General features: G+C 71.4%; 12 protein-coding genes. 7 read left to right on the top strand and 5 right to left on the bottom strand.

The features are described 5' to 3' along the window. The first annotated feature begins 61 nt into the window (after window positions 1–61). Window positions 62–937 carry an RNA polymerase sigma factor SigF gene (locus OGH68_RS05980; RefSeq protein WP_413470940.1) on the top strand — a complete coding sequence of 292 codons (876 nt, stop codon included), beginning with the start codon at window positions 62–64 and terminating at the stop codon, window positions 935–937. A 242-nt stretch (window positions 938–1,179) separates the two neighbouring features. On the opposite strand, the gene OGH68_RS05975 is transcribed toward OGH68_RS05980, so the two are convergent. After that, window positions 1,180–1,590 carry an ATP-binding protein gene (locus tag OGH68_RS05975; RefSeq protein WP_264242264.1) on the bottom strand — a complete coding sequence of 137 codons (411 nt, stop codon included), beginning with the start codon at window positions 1,588–1,590 and terminating at the stop codon, window positions 1,180–1,182. Between the two features lie 389 nt (window positions 1,591–1,979). Between OGH68_RS05975 and OGH68_RS05970 the strand changes: the two genes are divergently transcribed. The 4 genes from OGH68_RS05970 to OGH68_RS05955 all read left to right on the top strand — a co-directional run bounded on the left by OGH68_RS05970 (window position 1,980) and on the right by OGH68_RS05955 (window position 7,277). Further along, window positions 1,980–3,431 (top strand): amino acid permease, encoded by a 1,452-nt coding sequence (locus tag OGH68_RS05970; RefSeq protein WP_264242263.1) that lies wholly within the window; start codon window positions 1,980–1,982, stop codon window positions 3,429–3,431. Window positions 3,432–3,522: 91 nt separating this feature from the next. Continuing rightward, window positions 3,523–3,975, top strand: coding sequence for an Lrp/AsnC family transcriptional regulator (locus OGH68_RS05965; RefSeq protein ID WP_264242262.1), 453 nt, complete (start codon window positions 3,523–3,525; stop codon window positions 3,973–3,975). A gap of 748 nt (window positions 3,976–4,723) precedes the next feature. Continuing rightward, window positions 4,724–5,524 carry a carbon-nitrogen hydrolase family protein gene (locus OGH68_RS05960; protein WP_264242261.1) on the top strand — a complete coding sequence of 267 codons (801 nt, stop codon included), beginning with the start codon at window positions 4,724–4,726 and terminating at the stop codon, window positions 5,522–5,524. A gap of 55 nt (window positions 5,525–5,579) precedes the next feature. Continuing rightward, the gene (locus OGH68_RS05955) at window positions 5,580–7,277 is read left to right on the top strand and encodes a flavin monoamine oxidase family protein (protein WP_264242260.1); all 1,698 of its coding nucleotides are present in this window, start codon (window positions 5,580–5,582) and stop codon (window positions 7,275–7,277) included. 18 nt (window positions 7,278–7,295) lie between these two features. Here OGH68_RS05955 and OGH68_RS05950 read toward each other — a convergent pair whose 3' ends face one another. The 3 genes from OGH68_RS05950 to OGH68_RS05940 all read right to left on the bottom strand — a co-directional run bounded on the left by OGH68_RS05950 (window position 7,296) and on the right by OGH68_RS05940 (window position 10,957). Continuing rightward, entirely contained in the window at window positions 7,296–8,024 is a 729-nt protein-coding gene (locus OGH68_RS05950; RefSeq protein ID WP_264242259.1) for a DUF5995 family protein, read from the bottom strand. 81 nt (window positions 8,025–8,105) lie between these two features. Continuing rightward, on the bottom strand, window positions 8,106–9,545 hold the full coding sequence (locus tag OGH68_RS05945) for a uracil-xanthine permease family protein (protein ID WP_264242258.1): 1,440 nt from the start codon (window positions 9,543–9,545) through the stop codon (window positions 8,106–8,108). Between the two features lie 197 nt (window positions 9,546–9,742). Further along, on the bottom strand, window positions 9,743–10,957 hold the full coding sequence (locus OGH68_RS05940) for an MFS transporter (RefSeq protein ID WP_264242257.1): 1,215 nt from the start codon (window positions 10,955–10,957) through the stop codon (window positions 9,743–9,745). Between the two features lie 89 nt (window positions 10,958–11,046). Here OGH68_RS05940 and OGH68_RS05935 point away from each other — a divergent pair, with 89 nt between their 5' ends. Further along, the gene (locus tag OGH68_RS05935; protein WP_264242256.1) at window positions 11,047–12,192 is read left to right on the top strand and encodes an ROK family transcriptional regulator; all 1,146 of its coding nucleotides are present in this window, start codon (window positions 11,047–11,049) and stop codon (window positions 12,190–12,192) included. Between the two features lie 216 nt (window positions 12,193–12,408). Continuing rightward, complete coding sequence (locus OGH68_RS05930; protein ID WP_264242255.1) at window positions 12,409–14,538, top strand: SpoIIE family protein phosphatase; 2,130 nt, start codon at window positions 12,409–12,411, stop codon at window positions 14,536–14,538. A gap of 95 nt (window positions 14,539–14,633) precedes the next feature. Here the strand turns inward: OGH68_RS05930 and OGH68_RS05925 are convergent, their stop codons facing one another. Beyond that, window positions 14,634–16,961: a chitinase C-terminal domain-containing protein gene (locus OGH68_RS05925; protein ID WP_264242254.1), complete on the bottom strand. Its 2,328-nt coding sequence runs from the start codon at window positions 16,959–16,961 to the stop codon at window positions 14,634–14,636. Window positions 16,962–17,143 lie beyond the last annotated feature (182 nt).

Here is a 17,143-nt window from a genome sequence, read left to right as displayed (position 1 = left end):
TGTGGCTCGGGAACCGGGGTAAGCGCCCCTTCGCACTGACATCGGAGCAGGGGAGGACGAAGTGTCCACGGCGAGCACGGTCCCGACCGAACTCACGCAGCCTGGAGTGCAGCGCCCCGACATGGCGGCGCTGGACCTCCCGGACGTGGAGAACCCGGGGGAGGTTGCACCCAAGGACGCACGTGAAATTTCCAAAGTCTTCTTCGTGCGGCTGGCCTCCCTCGACGAGGGCACCCACGAGTACCAGTACGTGCGCAACACCCTTATCGAGCTCAATCTGGCCCTGGTGAAGTACGCGGCGGGCCGTTTCCGCAACCGCGCGGAACAGATGGAGGACATCGTCCAGGTCGGCACGATCGGCCTGATCAAGGCGATCGACCGGTTCGAGCTGAGCCGCGAGGTGGAGTTCGCGACGTTCGCCGTCCCGTACATCGTCGGAGAGATCAAGCGGTTCTTCCGCGACACGAGCTGGGCCGTGCATGTGCCGCGCAGGCTCCAGGAGCTGCGGATCGACCTGGCCAAGGCCGTGGACGAGCTCTCCCAGAAGCTGGACCACACACCCACCACCGCGGAACTCGCGGAGCACCTCGGCCTGGACGAGGAAGAGGTCATCGAGGGTGTGGTCGCGAGCAACGGCTACACGGCCGGTTCCATCGACATGCCCATGGACGACGCGTCCGACCACGCGGCGGTGCCGCTGTCCGACCGGCTGGGCGAGCCGGACGCCGAGCTGGAAACCGCGGAGAACGTGCAGGCCCTCAAGCCGCTGATCGAGGAGCTCGACGACCGCGACCGGCGGATCCTGCAGATGAGGTTCGGCGAGGAGATGACGCAGTCGGAGATCGGCGACGAGCTCGGCGTGTCCCAGATGCATGTGTCGCGGCTGCTGTCGCGGATCACCGGACGGCTGCGTGAAGGGCTGCTCGCGGTGGAGTGACCCGGGCGGCTCCGCCGGCCACCGGAACCGCTCACGCGACGCGAGCGCAGCGGAAGCAGCAGCACATCGAGACCGAAGCCCCCCACGGGCAGAAGCGGCGTCCCGCGTACGTCAGGACGCCGCTTCTGTGTCGGGCCGCAGTACCGGCGGTCACCTGTGCGGGCGTTGTCCGCGATGTGAGGCCGTGCGAGACCGTACGAGTCAGGGGGTCCGTGCGGGGCCTCTGCGCAGGGGCCGGTCGCTCAGTAGCCGGCCGGCGCCGTGGCCGGGCGCACCCAGGTCGCCCGGATGCTCTTGCCGTAAGGGAGCTGACGGACCTCGACGCAGCCTGCGAGCCGCTGCACCATGTGCCAGCCGAACCCGCCGCCGCCCGTGAAGTCCGGCTCCCGGGCGATCGGCGGCAGCGGACTGGAGTCGTCCAGCTGGACGAGCAGGGTGTCGTGTCCGGCCGTCAGGCGCAGCCGCCACCAGCCGGCGGCGGTGTGACGCACGGCGTTGGTGACCAGTTCCGAGACGACCAGCAGCACCGCGTCCGGGTCGACCCAGGGGCAGTGCTGCAGCAGAAACTCCGCAGTGGCCGTACGGGCGCCCGCGCTGTGTCTGCTCTCCTTGTGCGGCGATTCCTCGATCACCACCTGCGGCTGTGCGTTCATCACGGCTCGCATACCCAGAAGTCGCCGAAGTATCAACCTCGCGAACCGGCCCTGTGGCACGAGTGTCCTGACGTGTCCGGACAGCCCCGACGTGTCCCGCCCCGCCCGGCGCCCGGAGCACGCCCGCCCGAGGCGGTGATGAAGGCTCTCGTTCACCGGAGCGCAATGTTTCCCCGTGGCTCCCGCCAGCGCGCAACGATTGTCCGCTGATGCGCAACAACGATGCATTACGGCTGTGAGCTGCGGACTCGTAGGCTCGACCCCCGTACCAGGAGTGGCGGTGACCGTCTGCTCGGCGGTTCCCTCACCCATGCGCGGGCTTCTTCTGCCTGCCTGCGGGCCGCCGCGGGGCCGCCCCCGCCGACCCTCAGCGATGAAGGAGCCCCGACGTGCTGGACCACGGCGCAGCGCCACCCACGACCGAGCCGTCGCCGAAGCCCCAAGGGGCCGGCGCCCGCCTGATGCGGCGCAAGCCGGTCGAACGCCTGGTCGCGGAGGGCGGACAGGGAGAAGGCGGTGCGCTGCGCCGCTCGCTGTCCATGTGGCAGCTGACCATGATCAGCATCGGTGCGACGCTCGGCACCGGCATCTTCGTCGTCCTCGGCGAAGCGGTCCCCGAGGCCGGCCCCGCCGTCACGGTCTCGTTCGTGATCGCCGGCCTGACCGCACTGTTCTCCGCCCTCTCGTACGCGGAGCTGGCCGGCACCATCCCGGTCGCCGGCTCCTCCTACTCGTACGCCTACGCCACCATGGGCGAGCTCGTCGCCTGGGTCTGCGGCTGGTGTCTCATCCTCGAGTACGGGGTCTCCGTCGCCGCAGTGGCCGTGGGCTGGGGCGAGTACGTCAACGAACTCCTCGCCGGCACCATCGGCGTCACCATCCCCGACGCGATCTCCGCCCCGCCCGGCGACGGCGGCTTCTTCAACCTGCCCGCGCTGATCGTGGTGCTGCTCGCCATGGTCTTCCTGCTCGGCGGGGCCCGCGAGAGCGCCCGCGCCAACACCATCATGGTCGTGGTGAAGATCGCCGCGCTGGTGCTCTTCTGCGCCGTCGGCGTCCAGGGCTTCCGCAGCGGCAACTACGAGAACTTCATGCCGCTCGGCATGGCGGGCGTCAGCGCCGCCGGCGCCTCGCTGTTCTTCTCGTACATCGGCTTCGACGCCGCCTCCACGGCCGGCGAGGAGGCGAAGAACCCGCAGCGGGACCTGCCGCGCGCCATCATGCTCTCCCTGCTGATCGTCACCACGCTCTACGTCCTCGTCGCGGCCGTCGCCGTCGGGGCCCGCCCCTGGAAGGGCTTCGGCGAGTCGGAGGCCGCGCTGGCCGGAATCATGGAGGACGTCACCGGCCAGAGCTTCTGGGCCGTGCTCCTCGCCGCCGGTGCCGTCATCGCCATCGCCAGTGTCGTGCTGACCGTGCTGTACGGGCAGACGCGCATCCTGTTCGCGATGTCCCGCGACGGGCTGGTGCCCAAGGTGTTCTCCCGGGTCCACAAGAAGAGCGGTGCGCCGCGCGCCAACACGGTGATCGTCTCGCTGTTCTGCGGCGTGCTCGCCGCAGCGGTCCCCCTCGGCCAGCTGGCCGACGCCACCAGCATCGGCACTCTGTTCGCGTTCGCCCTGGTCAACGTGGCCGTCGTCGTGCTGCGCCGGACCCGGCCCGAGATGAAGCGGACCTTCCGGGTGCCGCTGTCGCCGCTGTTCCCGGTGATCGGCTTCGGGTTCTGCGTGTGGATGATGTTCAGCCTCGACACCGTCACCTGGATCGTGTTCGGCGTGTGGATGGCGGTGGGCCTCGCGCTCTACTTCGCCTACGGCATGCGCAGGTCCGCCCTGCGGTGACACGGGGAGAACGTCCCTCCGTGTCCCTGATGGATACTGTCCTGACCGGGGAGCCGTCGCTCCCCGGGCCGGACCGAGCATGGTGTGAAAGTTGCTGAACGACCTCGACGAGCGCATCGTCCACGCCCTGGCGGAGGATGCCCGCCGTTCCTACGCCGACATCGGCTCGATGGTGGGGCTGTCCGCCCCGGCGGTGAAGCGGAGGGTGGACCGGCTGCGGGCGGAAGGCGCCATCACGGGCTTCACCGTACGGGTCGACCCCAAGGCGCTCGGCTGGGCGACCGAGGGGTTCATCGAGATCTACTGCAGCCGCAACACATCGCCGGAGGCGATCGAGCGCGGTCTGAAGCGCTACCCGGAGATCGCGTCCGCGTCCACCGTGACCGGTGAGGCGGACGCGATCGTCCAGGTCTTCGCGTCGGACATGCGGCACTTCGAGCGGGTGCTCGAGCGCATCGCGGGCGAGCCGTTCGTGGAGCGGACGAAGTCGGTGCTGGTGCTTTCGCCGCTGCTGCGACGCTTCACGTCGGGCGCGCCGGCGTAGCCCCCCTCCCCCGCCCCTTCCCGAAACCGGACTCCGCCCGGACCCGGCCCCGCGCCCCCGCAGGCGCGGGTCGGGGGACGCGGGGCCCCGCCCCGGATCCCGGGGCCCCGAACGCTGGCTTCGCCGGGCGTGTGCCGCCCTGTGGGCGGTGTTGGGGGCTGATGCCCGGGCTCCGGTGCCGTGCTTCGCGGGGTGGCTTCGATCGCCGGCCGGGCTTGATGTGCTCTTGAACGCCGGCTTCGTCCCAGGTCTCGGGTATCGGTCCGTCTTCCGGGCGTCGTGCTTCGCCGGGCCTGTGCTGCCTTGCGGGCGGTGTTGGGGGCTGCGCCCCAGGCTCCGGTGCCGTGCTTCGCGGGGTGGCCCCGCTCTCCCCCTACGGCCTGGCGGCCGTGGGTGGGGGGACCTCCCACGCCGCCGGGCGCAGGGAGGTGTCCCCGAGTCGGGCTGCTTTTCAGCCCCGCCGGCGTTTGAGGCGCGGGGTTCGGGGCGGAGGAGGGACCGGCGAGATCAGCCTCGCTGGTACCTCCCACGGCCGCCGGGCCGTAGGGGGAGAGGCGCGGGGGCGCGGAGCCCCCGGAAACGGGTTCGGGCGGGGTGGGGGTGAGCCCGTGCAACGAATCGCCGCGCCCCCGTCGACGACGCAACAGATCGCCCATCCGTGCGCAACACTCGCGCCTTGTCCCGCTCGATCGCCGGACCGTACCGTCATAGGCGTCTCCCGTTCACACCCCCCCGCCCGAGGTCACCCATGCCCCTGCCCCTGCGCACCGCGCTGCTTCAGAGTTCCGGCCGGCCGGGCTCGGTCGCCGAGAACCTGAAGGTGCTGGACGAGGCCGCGGGCAGGGCCGCCGGGGCCGGGGCGGGGCTGCTCGTCTGCCCCGAGCTGTTCCTGACCGGATACGCGATCGGGGACGACGTGCCGGTGCTGGCCGAGCCCGCGAACGGGCCGGGTGCGGACGCCGTCGCCGAGATCGCCGTACGCCACGGCATCGCGGTGCACTACGGCTACCCCGAACGCGCGGGCGAGCTGATCCACAACTCCGCCCAGCTGATCGACGCGTCCGGCGGCCGCCTCGCGAACTACCGCAAGACGCACCTCTTCGGCTGCTTCGAGCAGCAGTGGTTCACCCCCGGCGACGAGCCCGTCGTCCAGGCCGAGCTCGACGGCATCCGCATCGGCATGCTGATCTGCTACGACGTGGAGTTCCCGGAGAACGTCCGGGCCCACGCGCTGGCCGGCACCGACCTGCTGCTGGTGCCCACCGCGCTGATGCACCCCTTCCCCTTCGTGGCGGAATCCCTCGTCCCGGCGCGGGCGTTCGAGAGCCAGCTCTACGTCGCGTACGCGAACCGGACCGGGCACGAGGGCGTGTTCGAGTTCACCGGCCTCAGTTGTCTCGCCGGCCCCGACGGCACGACCCGCGCCCGTGCCGGACGCGGGGAGGAGCTCGTGATCGGCGACGTCGACCCCGTGCTCCTCGGCGCCTCCCGCGAGACCAACCCGTATCTGCGCGACCGCCGTCCCGGGCTGTACGGCTCCCTGAGCTGACGCCGCCCCTGCCTTCCCCCGCTTCATCGAGTTCCGTGCAAGGAGTCCGTACCCCATGACGTCCACGGTGCCCACCACCGCCGTCCAGCACAGCGACGCGCAGCCCCCGATCACCATGTTCGGTCCGGACTTCCCGTACGCCTACGACGACTATCTGGCCAACCCCGCTGGTCTGGGACAGATACCGGCGACCGAGCACGGCGCCGAGGTCGCCGTCATCGGCGGCGGCCTCTCCGGCATCGTCGCCGCGTACGAGCTGATGAAGATGGGCCTGAAGCCCGTCGTCTACGAGGCCGACCGGATCGGCGGCCGGCTGCGCACCGTCGGCTTCGAGGGCACCGGCACGGACGGGCTCACCGCCGAGATGGGCGCGATGCGCTTTCCGCCCTCCTCCACGGCGCTCCAGCACTACATCGACCTGGTGGGCCTGACCACGGCGCCGTTCCCCAACCCGCTCGCCCCCTCGACGCCGTCGACCGTCGTCGACCTCAAGGGCGAGTCGCACTACGCGGAGACCATCGACGACCTGCCGCAGGTCTACCGCGATGTGATGGACGCGTGGAACGCATGCCTGGAGGAGGGCGCCGACTTCTCCGACATGAACCAGGCCATGCGGGAGCGGGACGTTCCGCGTATCCGCGAGATCTGGGCCAGGCTGGTCGAGAAGCTGGACAACCAGACCTTCTACGGCTTCCTCTGCGACTCCGAGGCCTTCAAGTCCTTCCGGCACCGGGAGATCTTCGGCCAGGTCGGCTTCGGTACCGGCGGCTGGGACACCGACTTCCCCAACTCCATCCTGGAGATCCTGCGGGTCGTCTACTCCGAGGCCGACGACCACCACCGCGGCATCGTCGAGGGAAGCCAGCAGCTGCCGCTGCGGCTGTGGGAGCGCGAGCCGCAGAAGATCGTCCACTGGCCGCTGGGCACCTCGCTGTCCTCGCTGCACGACGGCGAGCCGCGCCCGGCCGTCACCCGGCTGAACCGCACGGCCGGCAACCGGATCACCGTCACCGACGCGTCCGGCGACATCCGCACGTACCGGGCGGCGATCTTCACCGCGCAGTCGTGGATGCTGCTGTCCAAGATCGCGTGCGACGACTCCCTCTTCCCCATCGACCACTGGACGGCGATGGAGCGCACCCACTACATGGAGTCGTCCAAGCTGTTCGTGCCGGTGGACCGGCCGTTCTGGCTGGACAAGGACGAGGTCACCGGGCGCGACACCATGTCGATGACGCTGACCGACCGGATGACCCGCGGTACGTACCTGCTGGACAACGGGCCCGACGCACCGGCCGTCATCTGCCTCTCGTACACGTGGTGCGACGACAGCCTGAAGTGGCTGCCGCTGTCCGCGAACGAGCGGATGGAGGTCATGCTCAAGTCGCTCGGCGAGATCTACCCGAACGTCGACATCCGCAGCCACATCATCGGCAACCCGGTGACCGTGTCGTGGGAGAACGAGCCGTACTTCATGGGCGCGTTCAAGGCCAACCTGCCCGGTCACTACCGCTACCAGCGCCGGCTGTTCACCCACTTCATGCAGGACCGGCTGCCCGAGGACAAGCGGGGCATCTTCCTGGCCGGCGACGACATCTCGTGGACGGCGGGCTGGGCCGAGGGCGCCGTGCAGACCGCGCTCAACGCCGTATGGGGCGTGATGGCCCACTTCGGCGGCACGACCGACCCGACGAACCCGGGCCCGGGCGACCTGTACGACGAGATCGCACCGGTCGAGCTGCCGGAGGACTGAGCTACGGCAGCGGGGAGTTCACCGGCAGGGCGTGAGCAGACAGCGCCCGACCAGCCCGACGCTCGTGTCCAGGCGCTCGGTGAACTCCTCGGCCAGGCCGGGGGCGTCCCGCAGCCTCCACAGCAGCCGCGCCGCCGACCAGGCGCCGTCGCGTGCCCGCTCGAGGCTCCAGGAGCCGACCAGATGGGTCAGCGGATCGGCGATCTCGAGCAGGTCCGGGCCGGGCATCAGGTCCTCGCGGATGCGTTCCTCCAGCAGCACGAGGATGTCGCCGACCCGTTCGAAACCGGCCTCCAGGCAGGCGGGTTCGCAGTCGAGCGTACGGCAGGTGTCCACGACGGCGAGGGCCAGGTCGTGCCCGATGTGGGCGTTGATCCCGGCGAGCGCGAACTGCAGCGGCCGTACGCCGGGATGGCGCCGGTACTGGAACAGGGGCCGCCAGCAGGCGGGCGGACGGCCGCCCGCCGCCGCAGTCTCCACGGCCGCCAGGTAGCGGCCGGCGAAGAGCACACCGAGCGCCGTGGCGGCGCGCCGGTCCGGGAAGTGCCCGCCGTCGAGGTGCCGGGCGAACTCCTCCGTGACCGCGAGGTAGACGCGGTTGAACACCGCGAGCCCGTCCCCCGGGGGCAGTTCGGCGTGCAGGGCGTGCATCCGCTCCACCACGACGCCGACCGGCGTACCGGCCGCGTGGTGGAGCTCTGACGGGCCGTGGACCGTACGCACCGCGAACTGTTCCGTCTGCGCCATGGGGGAAGGGTGCCAGCCCCGGGAGCCCCGGCGCGGTGACGGGCCGGGGCTTCCCCGGAAAGAGGGACGTTTTTGCAGCGCCTACCGGCCGGAGACGCGGCCCTCGGTCCCGGACCGGCCGGCCTTCTCGTCGCCGGTCCCCGCGTCGTACGAGGAGGTGCCGGAGTCCAGCAGGGGCTCTTCCTCCCGCATCCGCTCCTTCATGTGCGCGGGCGCGAAGGCGCGCAGCACGTGGTAGCCGGTGATGACGACGAGGGTGCCGAGGGCGATACCGCCGAGCTCGAAGTTGTCGGTGACCTTCAGGCTGACGCCGCCCACCCCGATGATGATGCCCGCGGCGGCCGGCACCAGGTTCAGCGGATTGCGCAGATCCACCTTCGCGTTGATCCAGATCTGCGCGCCGAGCAGCCCGATCATGCCGTAGAGGATCACGGTGATGCCGCCGAGCACACCGCCGGGGACGGCGGCCACGACCGCCCCGAACTTCGGGCACAGGCCGAACAGCAGGGCGAAGGCGGCGGCTGCCCAGTAGGCGGCCGTGGAGTAGACACGGGTCGCGGCCATGACGCCGATGTTCTCGGAGTACGTGGTGTTGGGGGGACCGCCGACGGCGGTGGACAGCATGGACGCGGCGCCGTCGGCGGCGATCGCGGTGCCCAGCTTGCCGTCGAGCGGATCGCCGGTCATCTCGCCGACCGCCTTCACATGTCCGGCGTTCTCGGCGATGAGCGCGATGACCACGGGCAGGGCGACCAGGATCGCCGACCACTCGAAGCTCGGGGCGTGGAAGGACGGCAGGCCGATCCAGTCCGCCTGCCCGACACCCGACAGGTCGAGCCGCCAGTGATCCACGGCCTCCGCGCCGCCCGCCGGGGAGTGGATCTTCCCGAAGATCCGGTCCAGCCCCCAGGAGAGGGCGTAACCGAAGATCAGGCCGAGGAAGATCGCGATACGGGAGAAGAAGCCGCGCAGGCAGACCACCGCGAGCCCGGTGAAGAGCATCACCAGCAGGGCGGTCCACTGGTCCTGCGGCCAGTACGTCGAAGCGGTCACCGGGGCGAGGTTGAAGCCGATCAGCATGACCACCGCGCCGGTGACGATCGGCGGCATCGTGGCGTGGATGACCCGCGCCCCGAACCGCCGCACGGCCAGGCCCGCGACGAAGAGCGCGGCGCCGACGACCAGCACCGCGCCGGTCACGGTGGCGCTGTCGCCGCCGGTGGCCCGGATGGTGGCGGCCACACCGACGAACGAGAGCGAGCAGCCGAGATAGCTGGGCACCTTGCCGCGGGTGGCCAGCAGGAAGATCACGGTCGCGATGCCGGACATCATGATCGCGAGGTTCGGGTCGAGTCCCATGAGCACCGGTGCGACGAAGCTCGCTCCGAACATCGCGACCACGTGCTGGGCGCCGAGGCCTGCGGTACGCGGCCAGGACAGCCGCTCGTCGGGTCGCACGACGGCACCGGGAGCGGGGGTCCGCCCGTCGCCGTGCAGGGTCCAGCGCACGCCGAGGTTCACGGGCCGCTCCACTTCATTCAGTCGTCAACGATCGGCGTCAATGGTAAGGCGCAGGTCCCACCGCTCCCGCCGCGCGCGGTCCGGCCGGGCTGTGCCCCGCACGGCAGGGTCGTGGAGGGCTGCACGGCAATGCCGTGCGGGCGTTGGCCGCCCTCCGCGAGCCCCTGTCCCGCGCCCCGTCTCCCGGAGCGGGCGGTTCAGAGGCGGGGGTCCTGCACCGCCGGGGCCGACGAGGCGACCTTCAGGCTCTCCCGTCCGGCCGAGCGCAGCACACCGGCGCCCAGCACGAGGCCCACCGCGAGCACCGTCACCAGGCCGAACGACATCATCAGGCTGGTCGCGTCGGCGACCGCGCCGATCGCCGACGGGGCGATCAGGCCGGACGTGTAGGTGATCGTGGCGACACCGGCGATCGCCTGGCTCGGGTTCGGCCCGCTGCGCCCGGCCGCCGCGAAGGCGAGCGGCACGACCACGGCGACACCCAGACCGATGAGCGCGAAGCCGGACATGGCGAGCGCCGGGTGCGGGGCGAGCACGACCAGCAGGCCGCCGAGCGTCGCCAGCACGCCGCCGGTCCGCACGGTCCGCACCGGGCCGTACCGGTCCACGATCCGGTCGCCGGCGAACCGGGCCACGGCCATCGTCAGCGCGAACGCCGTGGTCGAGGCGGCCGCGAGCCCCGGCGAGGTGTCCAGCACGTCCCGCAGGTAGACGGCCGACCAGTCCAGGCTCGCTCCCTCCGCGAACACCGCGCAGAAACCGACCGCGCCGATGAGCAGCGCCGACTTCGGAGGCAGCGCGAACCGGGGCGGCGGCTCCACCTCGGCGGAGCCGCGTACGTCCAGTACGCCCTGGCAGGCGGCCAGACCGAGAGCGGTGAGCGTCAGGGCCGCCAGGGTGTGGTGCCACCGGGCGTCGCTGCCCAGGTGTGCGGCGATCGTGCCGCCCGCCGAGCCGATGAGGGCGCCCGCGCTCCACATGCCGTGCAGCCCGGACATGATCGACCGGTCGAGACGGTTCTCGATCTCCACACCCAGGGCGTTCATCGCCACGTCGGACATGCCGGAGGTCGCCCCGTAGACGAAGAGCGCACCGCAGAGGGTGAGCAGGTTCGGTGCGAACGCCGGCAGGATCAGGCTCAGGGTCCACAGTGCGAGAAGGCCGCGCAGTGCCGTACGAGTGCCGAAACGATGGCTGACGGCTCCGGCCAGCGGCATCGCCACGGAGGCGCCGAGCGCCGGGAAGGCGAGGGCGAGGCCGAGTTGGCCGGCGCTCACCCCGGCATGGTCCTGGATCCACGGGATGCGGGTCGCGAAGCTGCCGGTCACCGCGCCGTGCACACAGAAGACGGCGGCCACGGCGAAGCGGGCGCGCCTCAGTTGCCGGAACCCGACCGTCGATTCGCTGGACATGCGGACACCCCTCCCCGAGAACGTGAAGCGTAAACTATCAGGAACCCTGCCTGATAAATAGCTGATATTCCATCTGGAAGGATTCCGGCATGCCCGCATCCCCGAGCACCGCCCGGGCCCTCAACGACCGGCTCGCCCTGGAACTCCTCCAGCAGCAGGGCCCGTTGACGGCCGGCCGGCTGAAGACCCTGACCGGCCTCTCCCGGCCCACCGTCGCCGACCTGGTGGAGCGGCTCCAGGCGTCCGGGCTCATCAGGGTGGTCGGCGAGGCGGGCGCCGACCGCCGGGGCCCGAACGCCCGGCTGTACGGGATCGTCGCCGACCGCTCGCACCTCGCCGCGCTCGACGTACGCACCGACAGCGTTTCCGTCGTCGTCGCGGACCTGCTCGGCAGGCGCCTCGCCGAGGCGTCCCTGCCGATCGGCGACGCCGCCGAGCCCGGACCGGCCGTGGAGCGCGCCGCCGCCCTCGTGGAGCGCACCGCCGAGGGCGCCGGGGCCGCCACCCTGCACACCGTCTGCATAGGCGCGCCCGGCCTCATCGACCCGTCCACCGGCGAACTCCGCGCCACCACCGGTCTGCCGGCCTGGCACCGCATGCTCGTGGCGGCCCTCCAGGAGCGGCTGTCCGCCCGGATCATCGTCGAGAACGAGACCAACCTCGCGGCCGTCGCCGAACAGCGCCTCGGTGCCGCGAGCGACCGTGACTCCTTCGTCTTCCTCTGGCTGGGCCACGGAGTCGGCGCGGGCCTCGTCCTCGACGGCCGGCTGCGCAGAGGGGCCTCCGGCGGCGCGGGCGAGATCGGCTTCCTCCCTGTGCCGGGTACGGCCGGCACACCCTCCGCCGTCGACTGCGACGGCGGCTTCCACTCACTGGCCGGCTCGGCGGCGATCCGTGAGCTGGGGGAGCAGTACGAGATCGCCGGTGCGACCGTGGCGGACGTCGTCGAGGCGGCCGTCGCCGAGGACCGCGACGACTTCCTCGACGCCCTCGCCGGCCGCCTGGCTCTCGCCGTGGCCGCAGTCGCCGCCGTCCTCGACCCCGGCTGCGTCGTGCTCGGCGGCGAGACCGGTCACGCGGGCGGCGCGTCGCTGGCCGCGCGTGTCGAGGCCAAGGTCGCCGGCCTGTCGCCGCTGCGGACCCAGGTGCGGGCGGGCACGCTCGGAGGCGCGGCGGTCCTGAGCGGCGCGCTGCTGGCGGCCGGGGAGGCGGCGAGAGGCGAGCTGTTCCCCTAGGGCCTCTCGTTCGGATTGCCGGGCCGGCCTGATTCGAACGAAAGACCCTGGCGCGAGCGGGGCAGGGGACCCGGCGCCGTCCGTACCGGGCGTGGGCGGTCCTGTGGGCGTAACGTCCTCTAGGAGTGGACCGGACGAGCCGTGCGGAACGTTCCCGCCGGCCGGCCGGCGCCCGGACGGCCGTCTGAACTCCTGACGCCGGAGGTGTCCTGTGACATGACCAGGCCGGGTGGATCAGCGACCGACGCGGACGTCCTGGGCAACGCGCTGGTGGAGACGGTGCGCCGGACCGGTGCGGGGATCGGTGGGCTCTTCCTGCTGACGCCGGACGAGCAGTTGCTGTGCCTGGACGTGGTGTGCGGCGTCCCGGCCGGATTCGCCGAGCCGTGGAGCAGGATCGCGATCACCGCACCGGCCCCGGTGGCCGACTCGGTCCGCGACGACCGACTGGTCTGGGTGGGCAGCCACGAGGAGCTGGCCCGTTCCTATCCGCGCAGCGCCGTGGCGCTGCCCTTCCCGCTGGCGCTCGCCGCCGCGCCCGTCACCGGGGTCCGGCGCTGGGGAGCGCTGCTGCTGATGTGGCCGGCCGGGCACCGCAACCGCATGACCGGGCGTGAGCGGGCACATGTCGCCACGCAGTGCCGTCGCCTCGCCCTGCTGCTGGACGAGGCAGCCGAGTCCGGCCGCCCGTACACGTGCGGGGAGCGGCCGCGGGTGCTGCCGGTCGAGACCGGTCGGCGGGACGCGCAGCCGCCGTCGGCCGCCGCCGACTTCGCGGAGCGCCTGCCCGGCGGTTCCTGTGCGCTCGACCTCGACGGTCGCCTCTCGTTCGTCACTTCCGGCGGTGCCGAGCTGCTGGGCCGCAGTGCCGGACAACTACTGGGCACCCGGCCGTGGCAGTCGCTGCCCTGGCTGGACGATCCCGCGTACGAGGACCGTTACCGCGCGGCCGTGCTCAGCCGCCGGCCGGTGTCCTTCACGGCCTGCCGGCCGCCGGACCAGTGGTTGTCCTTCCACCTCTACCCCGATGCGAGCGGCATCAGCGTCCGCATCGTGCCCAGCGGCGCCGAGCCGCCCGCGGCGCCCGCACCGGCCGTGCCGTCCATGGCCGCGTCCGCCCCCGCCCGGCCGGGGCAGCTCTACCAGCTGCTGCATCTCGCCGCCGCGCTGACCGAGGTCATCGGGGTGCAGGATGTCGTCGACCTGGTGGCCGACCAGATCATGCCAGCGTTCGGCGCGCAGGGCCTGGTCCTGTCCGCCGCCGAGGCCGGCCGGCTGAAGATCATGGGACACCGCGGATACCCGGCATCGGTCGTCGAGCGTCTGGACGGCCTGCCGATCGACACCCGGTTCACTCCGGCCGGGCAGGTGCTGGCCACCGGTATCCCCTTGTTCTTCGCCTTTCCGGCCGAGATGGCCGAGGACTATCCCGAGGCGCCGCAGGTGAGCGGAAAGCAGGCCTGGGCCTTCCTGCCGCTGATCGTCTCCGGCCGTCCCGTGGGCTGCTGCGTGCTGACCTATGACCGTCCCCATGCGTTCTCGGCGGAAGAGCGCGCCGTCATGGCCTCACTCGCGGGACTCATCGCCCAGGCATTCGACCGCGCCCGCCTGTACGACGCGAAACACCAGCTCGCCCACGGCCTGCAGCAGGCCCTGCTGCCGCACAGTCTGCCCGCGATCGACGGGCTGGACGTCGCGGCGCGCTATCTGCCCGCCACGCGCGGCATGGACATCGGCGGGGACTTCTACGACCTGATTCCGCTGGGCGACACGGCCGCCGCGGCCGTCATCGGGGACGTCCAGGGCCACAACGTGGAAGCCGCCGCGCTGATGGGGCAGGTCCGTACCGCCGTCCATGCCTACTCGGGGCTCGGCGCGCACCCCGACGAGGTGCTGTCCGGGATCAACGGGCTCCTCACCGACCTCGACACCGGCCTGTTCAGCAGCTGCCTCTACGCCCACATCGATCTCGCACGCGGCTGCGTGAGGCTGGCCAACGCGGGCCACCCGCCGCCGCTGTTGCGCCACCCCGACCGTCGTACGCACCCGATTCCGGTGCCGGCGGGGCCGCTGCTCGGCGTCGTCCCCGACGCGACGTATCCCGTCACCGAGATCCCGCTCACGGAGGGCCGGACGCTCGTCTTCTACACCGACGGACTCGTCGAGACACCCGGTGTCGACCTGGACGTGTCCGTCGCACGTCTCGCGGCGAAGCTGACCCGGGCGGACGAGCCGGATCTCGGCCGGCTGGTCGACGCCCTCCTGCGTGAGGCGCCCGACGGACGGCGGCACCGCACCGACGACATCGCGGTTCTCGTACTGCGGTGCCGCGCCGCCTCCGGGTGACCCGCGGGCGGCGCCGCGCCGGGGCATCGGCGTCCGCCCGGGGGCCCGGCGGCGGCAAGGGCCGGTGACCGCCGCCGGGCTGTCGCACGAGGGGATCAGCAGGCGCCGAGGTCCTGCCAGACACCCCACTCGCCGGTCATACCGGGCTCCTCGCCCTTCGTCCACCACTTGGACTTCCACTGGCGGGAGTTGTGGGACACGGTGGACCCGCCGCCGTAGGCGGACGCCGCGTCCCACGCCGGCGCGGTGCAGTCGCCCGGCGAGGGCGACGGGTCCGGGCCCGGACCCGTGCCTCCGTCGCCCAGCTCGACCACCGTCGTGCCCCGGGCGAGGTCGCCGGCGAGGGCGTACGTCGTGCCGCCGATGTTCACCGTCCAGTTCGACGGGGTCGAGACCGGCAGGTAGTAGTTGAACGAGAGGTCCACGGTCGCGCCCGGGGCCAGCGACTGCCATGCCGGAAGCTTCAGCGACACCCGGTGGAAGTCGCCCCGCAGGCCACCGATGTTGTCGCCCGTGTGATCGCTCCTGATCACCTTGGTGCCGAAGCCCGACTGGTCGGAGGCGTTGGCCGGGGCCGCGGTCGCGTAGTCGAACCGGAACTCCGTGCCGCCGGGCAGCGTGGCCGCGGTGTTGTTGGTGATCCTCAGCCTGGGCGTGATCGGGTAGTTGGAGTCGCCCAGCTTGAACTCGGTGAAGTCCACGGCGATGTCCACCGCCTCGGTGGGCAGCGCCGTGTTGCTCTTCTTCGCGCCGTAGGGGGCGGCCGCCTTGAACTTCTCGTACATCGCGGTCGTCAGCGTGTCGCCGATCTCGTACTGGCCCTTCGCGGCGTTCCAGTCGTAGTCGCCCGCGAGCTCCCAGACCATGGTGCCGCCGATGCCGCGGTCGACCACGTAGTCCGCCTTCGCGGCCACCGACTGCTCGTCCTCGGTGGAGAGGAAGACCTTCTTCTCGGCGTTCCACAGCCAGGGCGCGACGAGCGTGGAGTCGTACTTGCGCACGTAGGTGCCGGTCAGCCGGGTGTCCGCGGGGAAGCCGTACTGCGTGACGTAGTCGCCGACGATCCCCTTCTCCAGGTTCTTGGCGTGCCACATCGGGTTGGAGCCCGCCGGGGACTCGGCCCCGTTGTCGTCCTTGTCGTGCCACAGGTTGTCGACGCCGACGGCGCCGTCGCCGCACTTGGTCAGACCCGAGCCGGCCGGGCAGGAGGTCGCGGCGGCCCTGCCCCACAGGCCGTCCGTGCCGCCCTGCACGTTCTTGTGGCCGCGGGTGTAGTACGGCAGGCCGATGTTGATGCGGCCGGCCGGCATGGAGCCCCGGAAGTAGTGGTAGGCCCAGTCGGTGTTGAGGTAGCCGATGCCGCCGTACTGCGCGCTGCCGTAGACGTTCGCCGCCGCCAGCTCGGCGTCCCTGCCGTCGTCGAAGAGCGAGGCGTTCGGGCCGACGTACTCGTTCCAGGCGCCGTGCAGGTCGTAGGACATGATGTTGACGTAGTCCAGGTACTTCTGGACCTGGAAGGTCTCCATGCCGCGCAGCAGATAGCCGGAGGAGGGTGCCGCGACGGTGAGCAGGTAGTGCCTGCCGTCGGCGGCCCCGGCCCGGTCGAGCTTCTCGCGCAGGGTCTTCATCAGCGCCGCGTAGCCCTTGTTGAGGCCGGCCCGGCGGGCGTTGGAGACCGGGAAGTCGGCCGGGTGGCCGGCGTCCTTCATCGAGGTCGGGTACTCGTAGTCGATGTCGACGCCGTTGAAGCCGTACTTCTTGATGAAGGCGACGGCCGAGTCGGCGAACGTGTCGATGCCCGCCTGGTTGACCGAGCCGTTGGCGTTGGTGGCCATCGTGTAGAAGCCGCCGGAGTCCACCCGCTCGCCGTTGTCGTCGAAGTAGCCGCCGGTCTCCGCCCAGCCGCCGACGGAGATCAGCGTCTTGACGTCCGGGTGCTGCTTCTTGAACTTGTTGAGCAGGTTGAAGTGGCCCTGGTACGGCAGTGCGGGGTCCATCTCGGCGCCGGCGACGCCCGGCCAGGTCATGCCCGTCGCGGCGTTGGCGGCGCTGTCGGTTCCGACGGAGAGCTTGTTGGCCGAGTCGATGTGCCCGAAGGCGTAGTTGATGTGGGTGACCTTGTCCCACGGGACGTCGGAGGCGAGGTAGGCGGGGGTGCCGTCCTTGCCGGTGCGCCAGCCGGTGAAGTAGCCGATCACCCGGCGCTGGTGGTCCGCGCCCATCTTCTCGCGGCCCTCGGTGTCGTAGACCGAGCAGTAGGGGACGTCGACACCTGGCGTGGCGTAGAGCCCGTCGGGGCGGCAGGACTCCTGGGACGCGGCGTGGGAGACGCCGGGCGAGAGCATGCCCGCCAGCATCGCCGCGGCGGCCGCGGCGGCTGCGAGCAGCGATGCTCCGGCTCTGGTACGGGTGGGGGACTGCACGATCAGTTCCTCCTGGTGGGGATCCCCTGTTCGCCGGCCAGGCGCGCAGGGGGCGTGGGCCTCGCACAACTGGCTGGTGGAGAAGAGGGGTTGGCCCTGGTGTGCGCACACCGGCGGGCCTGGTCCGCGGAGGTGTCGCAGACATTAAAAGGACTAGACCAGTGTGGTCAATAGGTCTGGAC

The sequence above is a fragment of the Streptomyces peucetius genome (assembly GCF_025854275.1).
In the GTDB taxonomy this organism is placed as follows: Bacteria; Actinomycetota; Actinomycetes; order Streptomycetales; family Streptomycetaceae; genus Streptomyces; species Streptomyces peucetius_A.
The sequence above is the reverse complement of the archived record's forward strand: the minus strand, read 5'-3'. Positions and strand labels throughout refer to the sequence as shown.

Coding starts and splice junctions, on each gene's coding strand:
- OGH68_RS05975 (WP_264242264.1), bottom strand. CDS start 1,590: ATGAACGCACAGCCGCAGGTGGTGATCGAGGAATCGCCGCACAAGGAG.
- OGH68_RS05960 (WP_264242261.1), top strand. CDS start 4,724: ATGCCCCTGCCCCTGCGCACCGCGCTGCTTCAGAGTTCCGGCCGGCCG.
- OGH68_RS05955 (WP_264242260.1), top strand. CDS start 5,580: ATGACGTCCACGGTGCCCACCACCGCCGTCCAGCACAGCGACGCGCAG.
- OGH68_RS05950 (WP_264242259.1), bottom strand. CDS start 8,024: ATGGCGCAGACGGAACAGTTCGCGGTGCGTACGGTCCACGGCCCGTCA.
- OGH68_RS05940 (WP_264242257.1), bottom strand. CDS start 10,957: ATGTCCAGCGAATCGACGGTCGGGTTCCGGCAACTGAGGCGCGCCCGC.
- OGH68_RS05935 (WP_264242256.1), top strand. CDS start 11,047: ATGCCCGCATCCCCGAGCACCGCCCGGGCCCTCAACGACCGGCTCGCC.
- OGH68_RS05930 (WP_264242255.1), top strand. CDS start 12,409: ATGACCAGGCCGGGTGGATCAGCGACCGACGCGGACGTCCTGGGCAAC.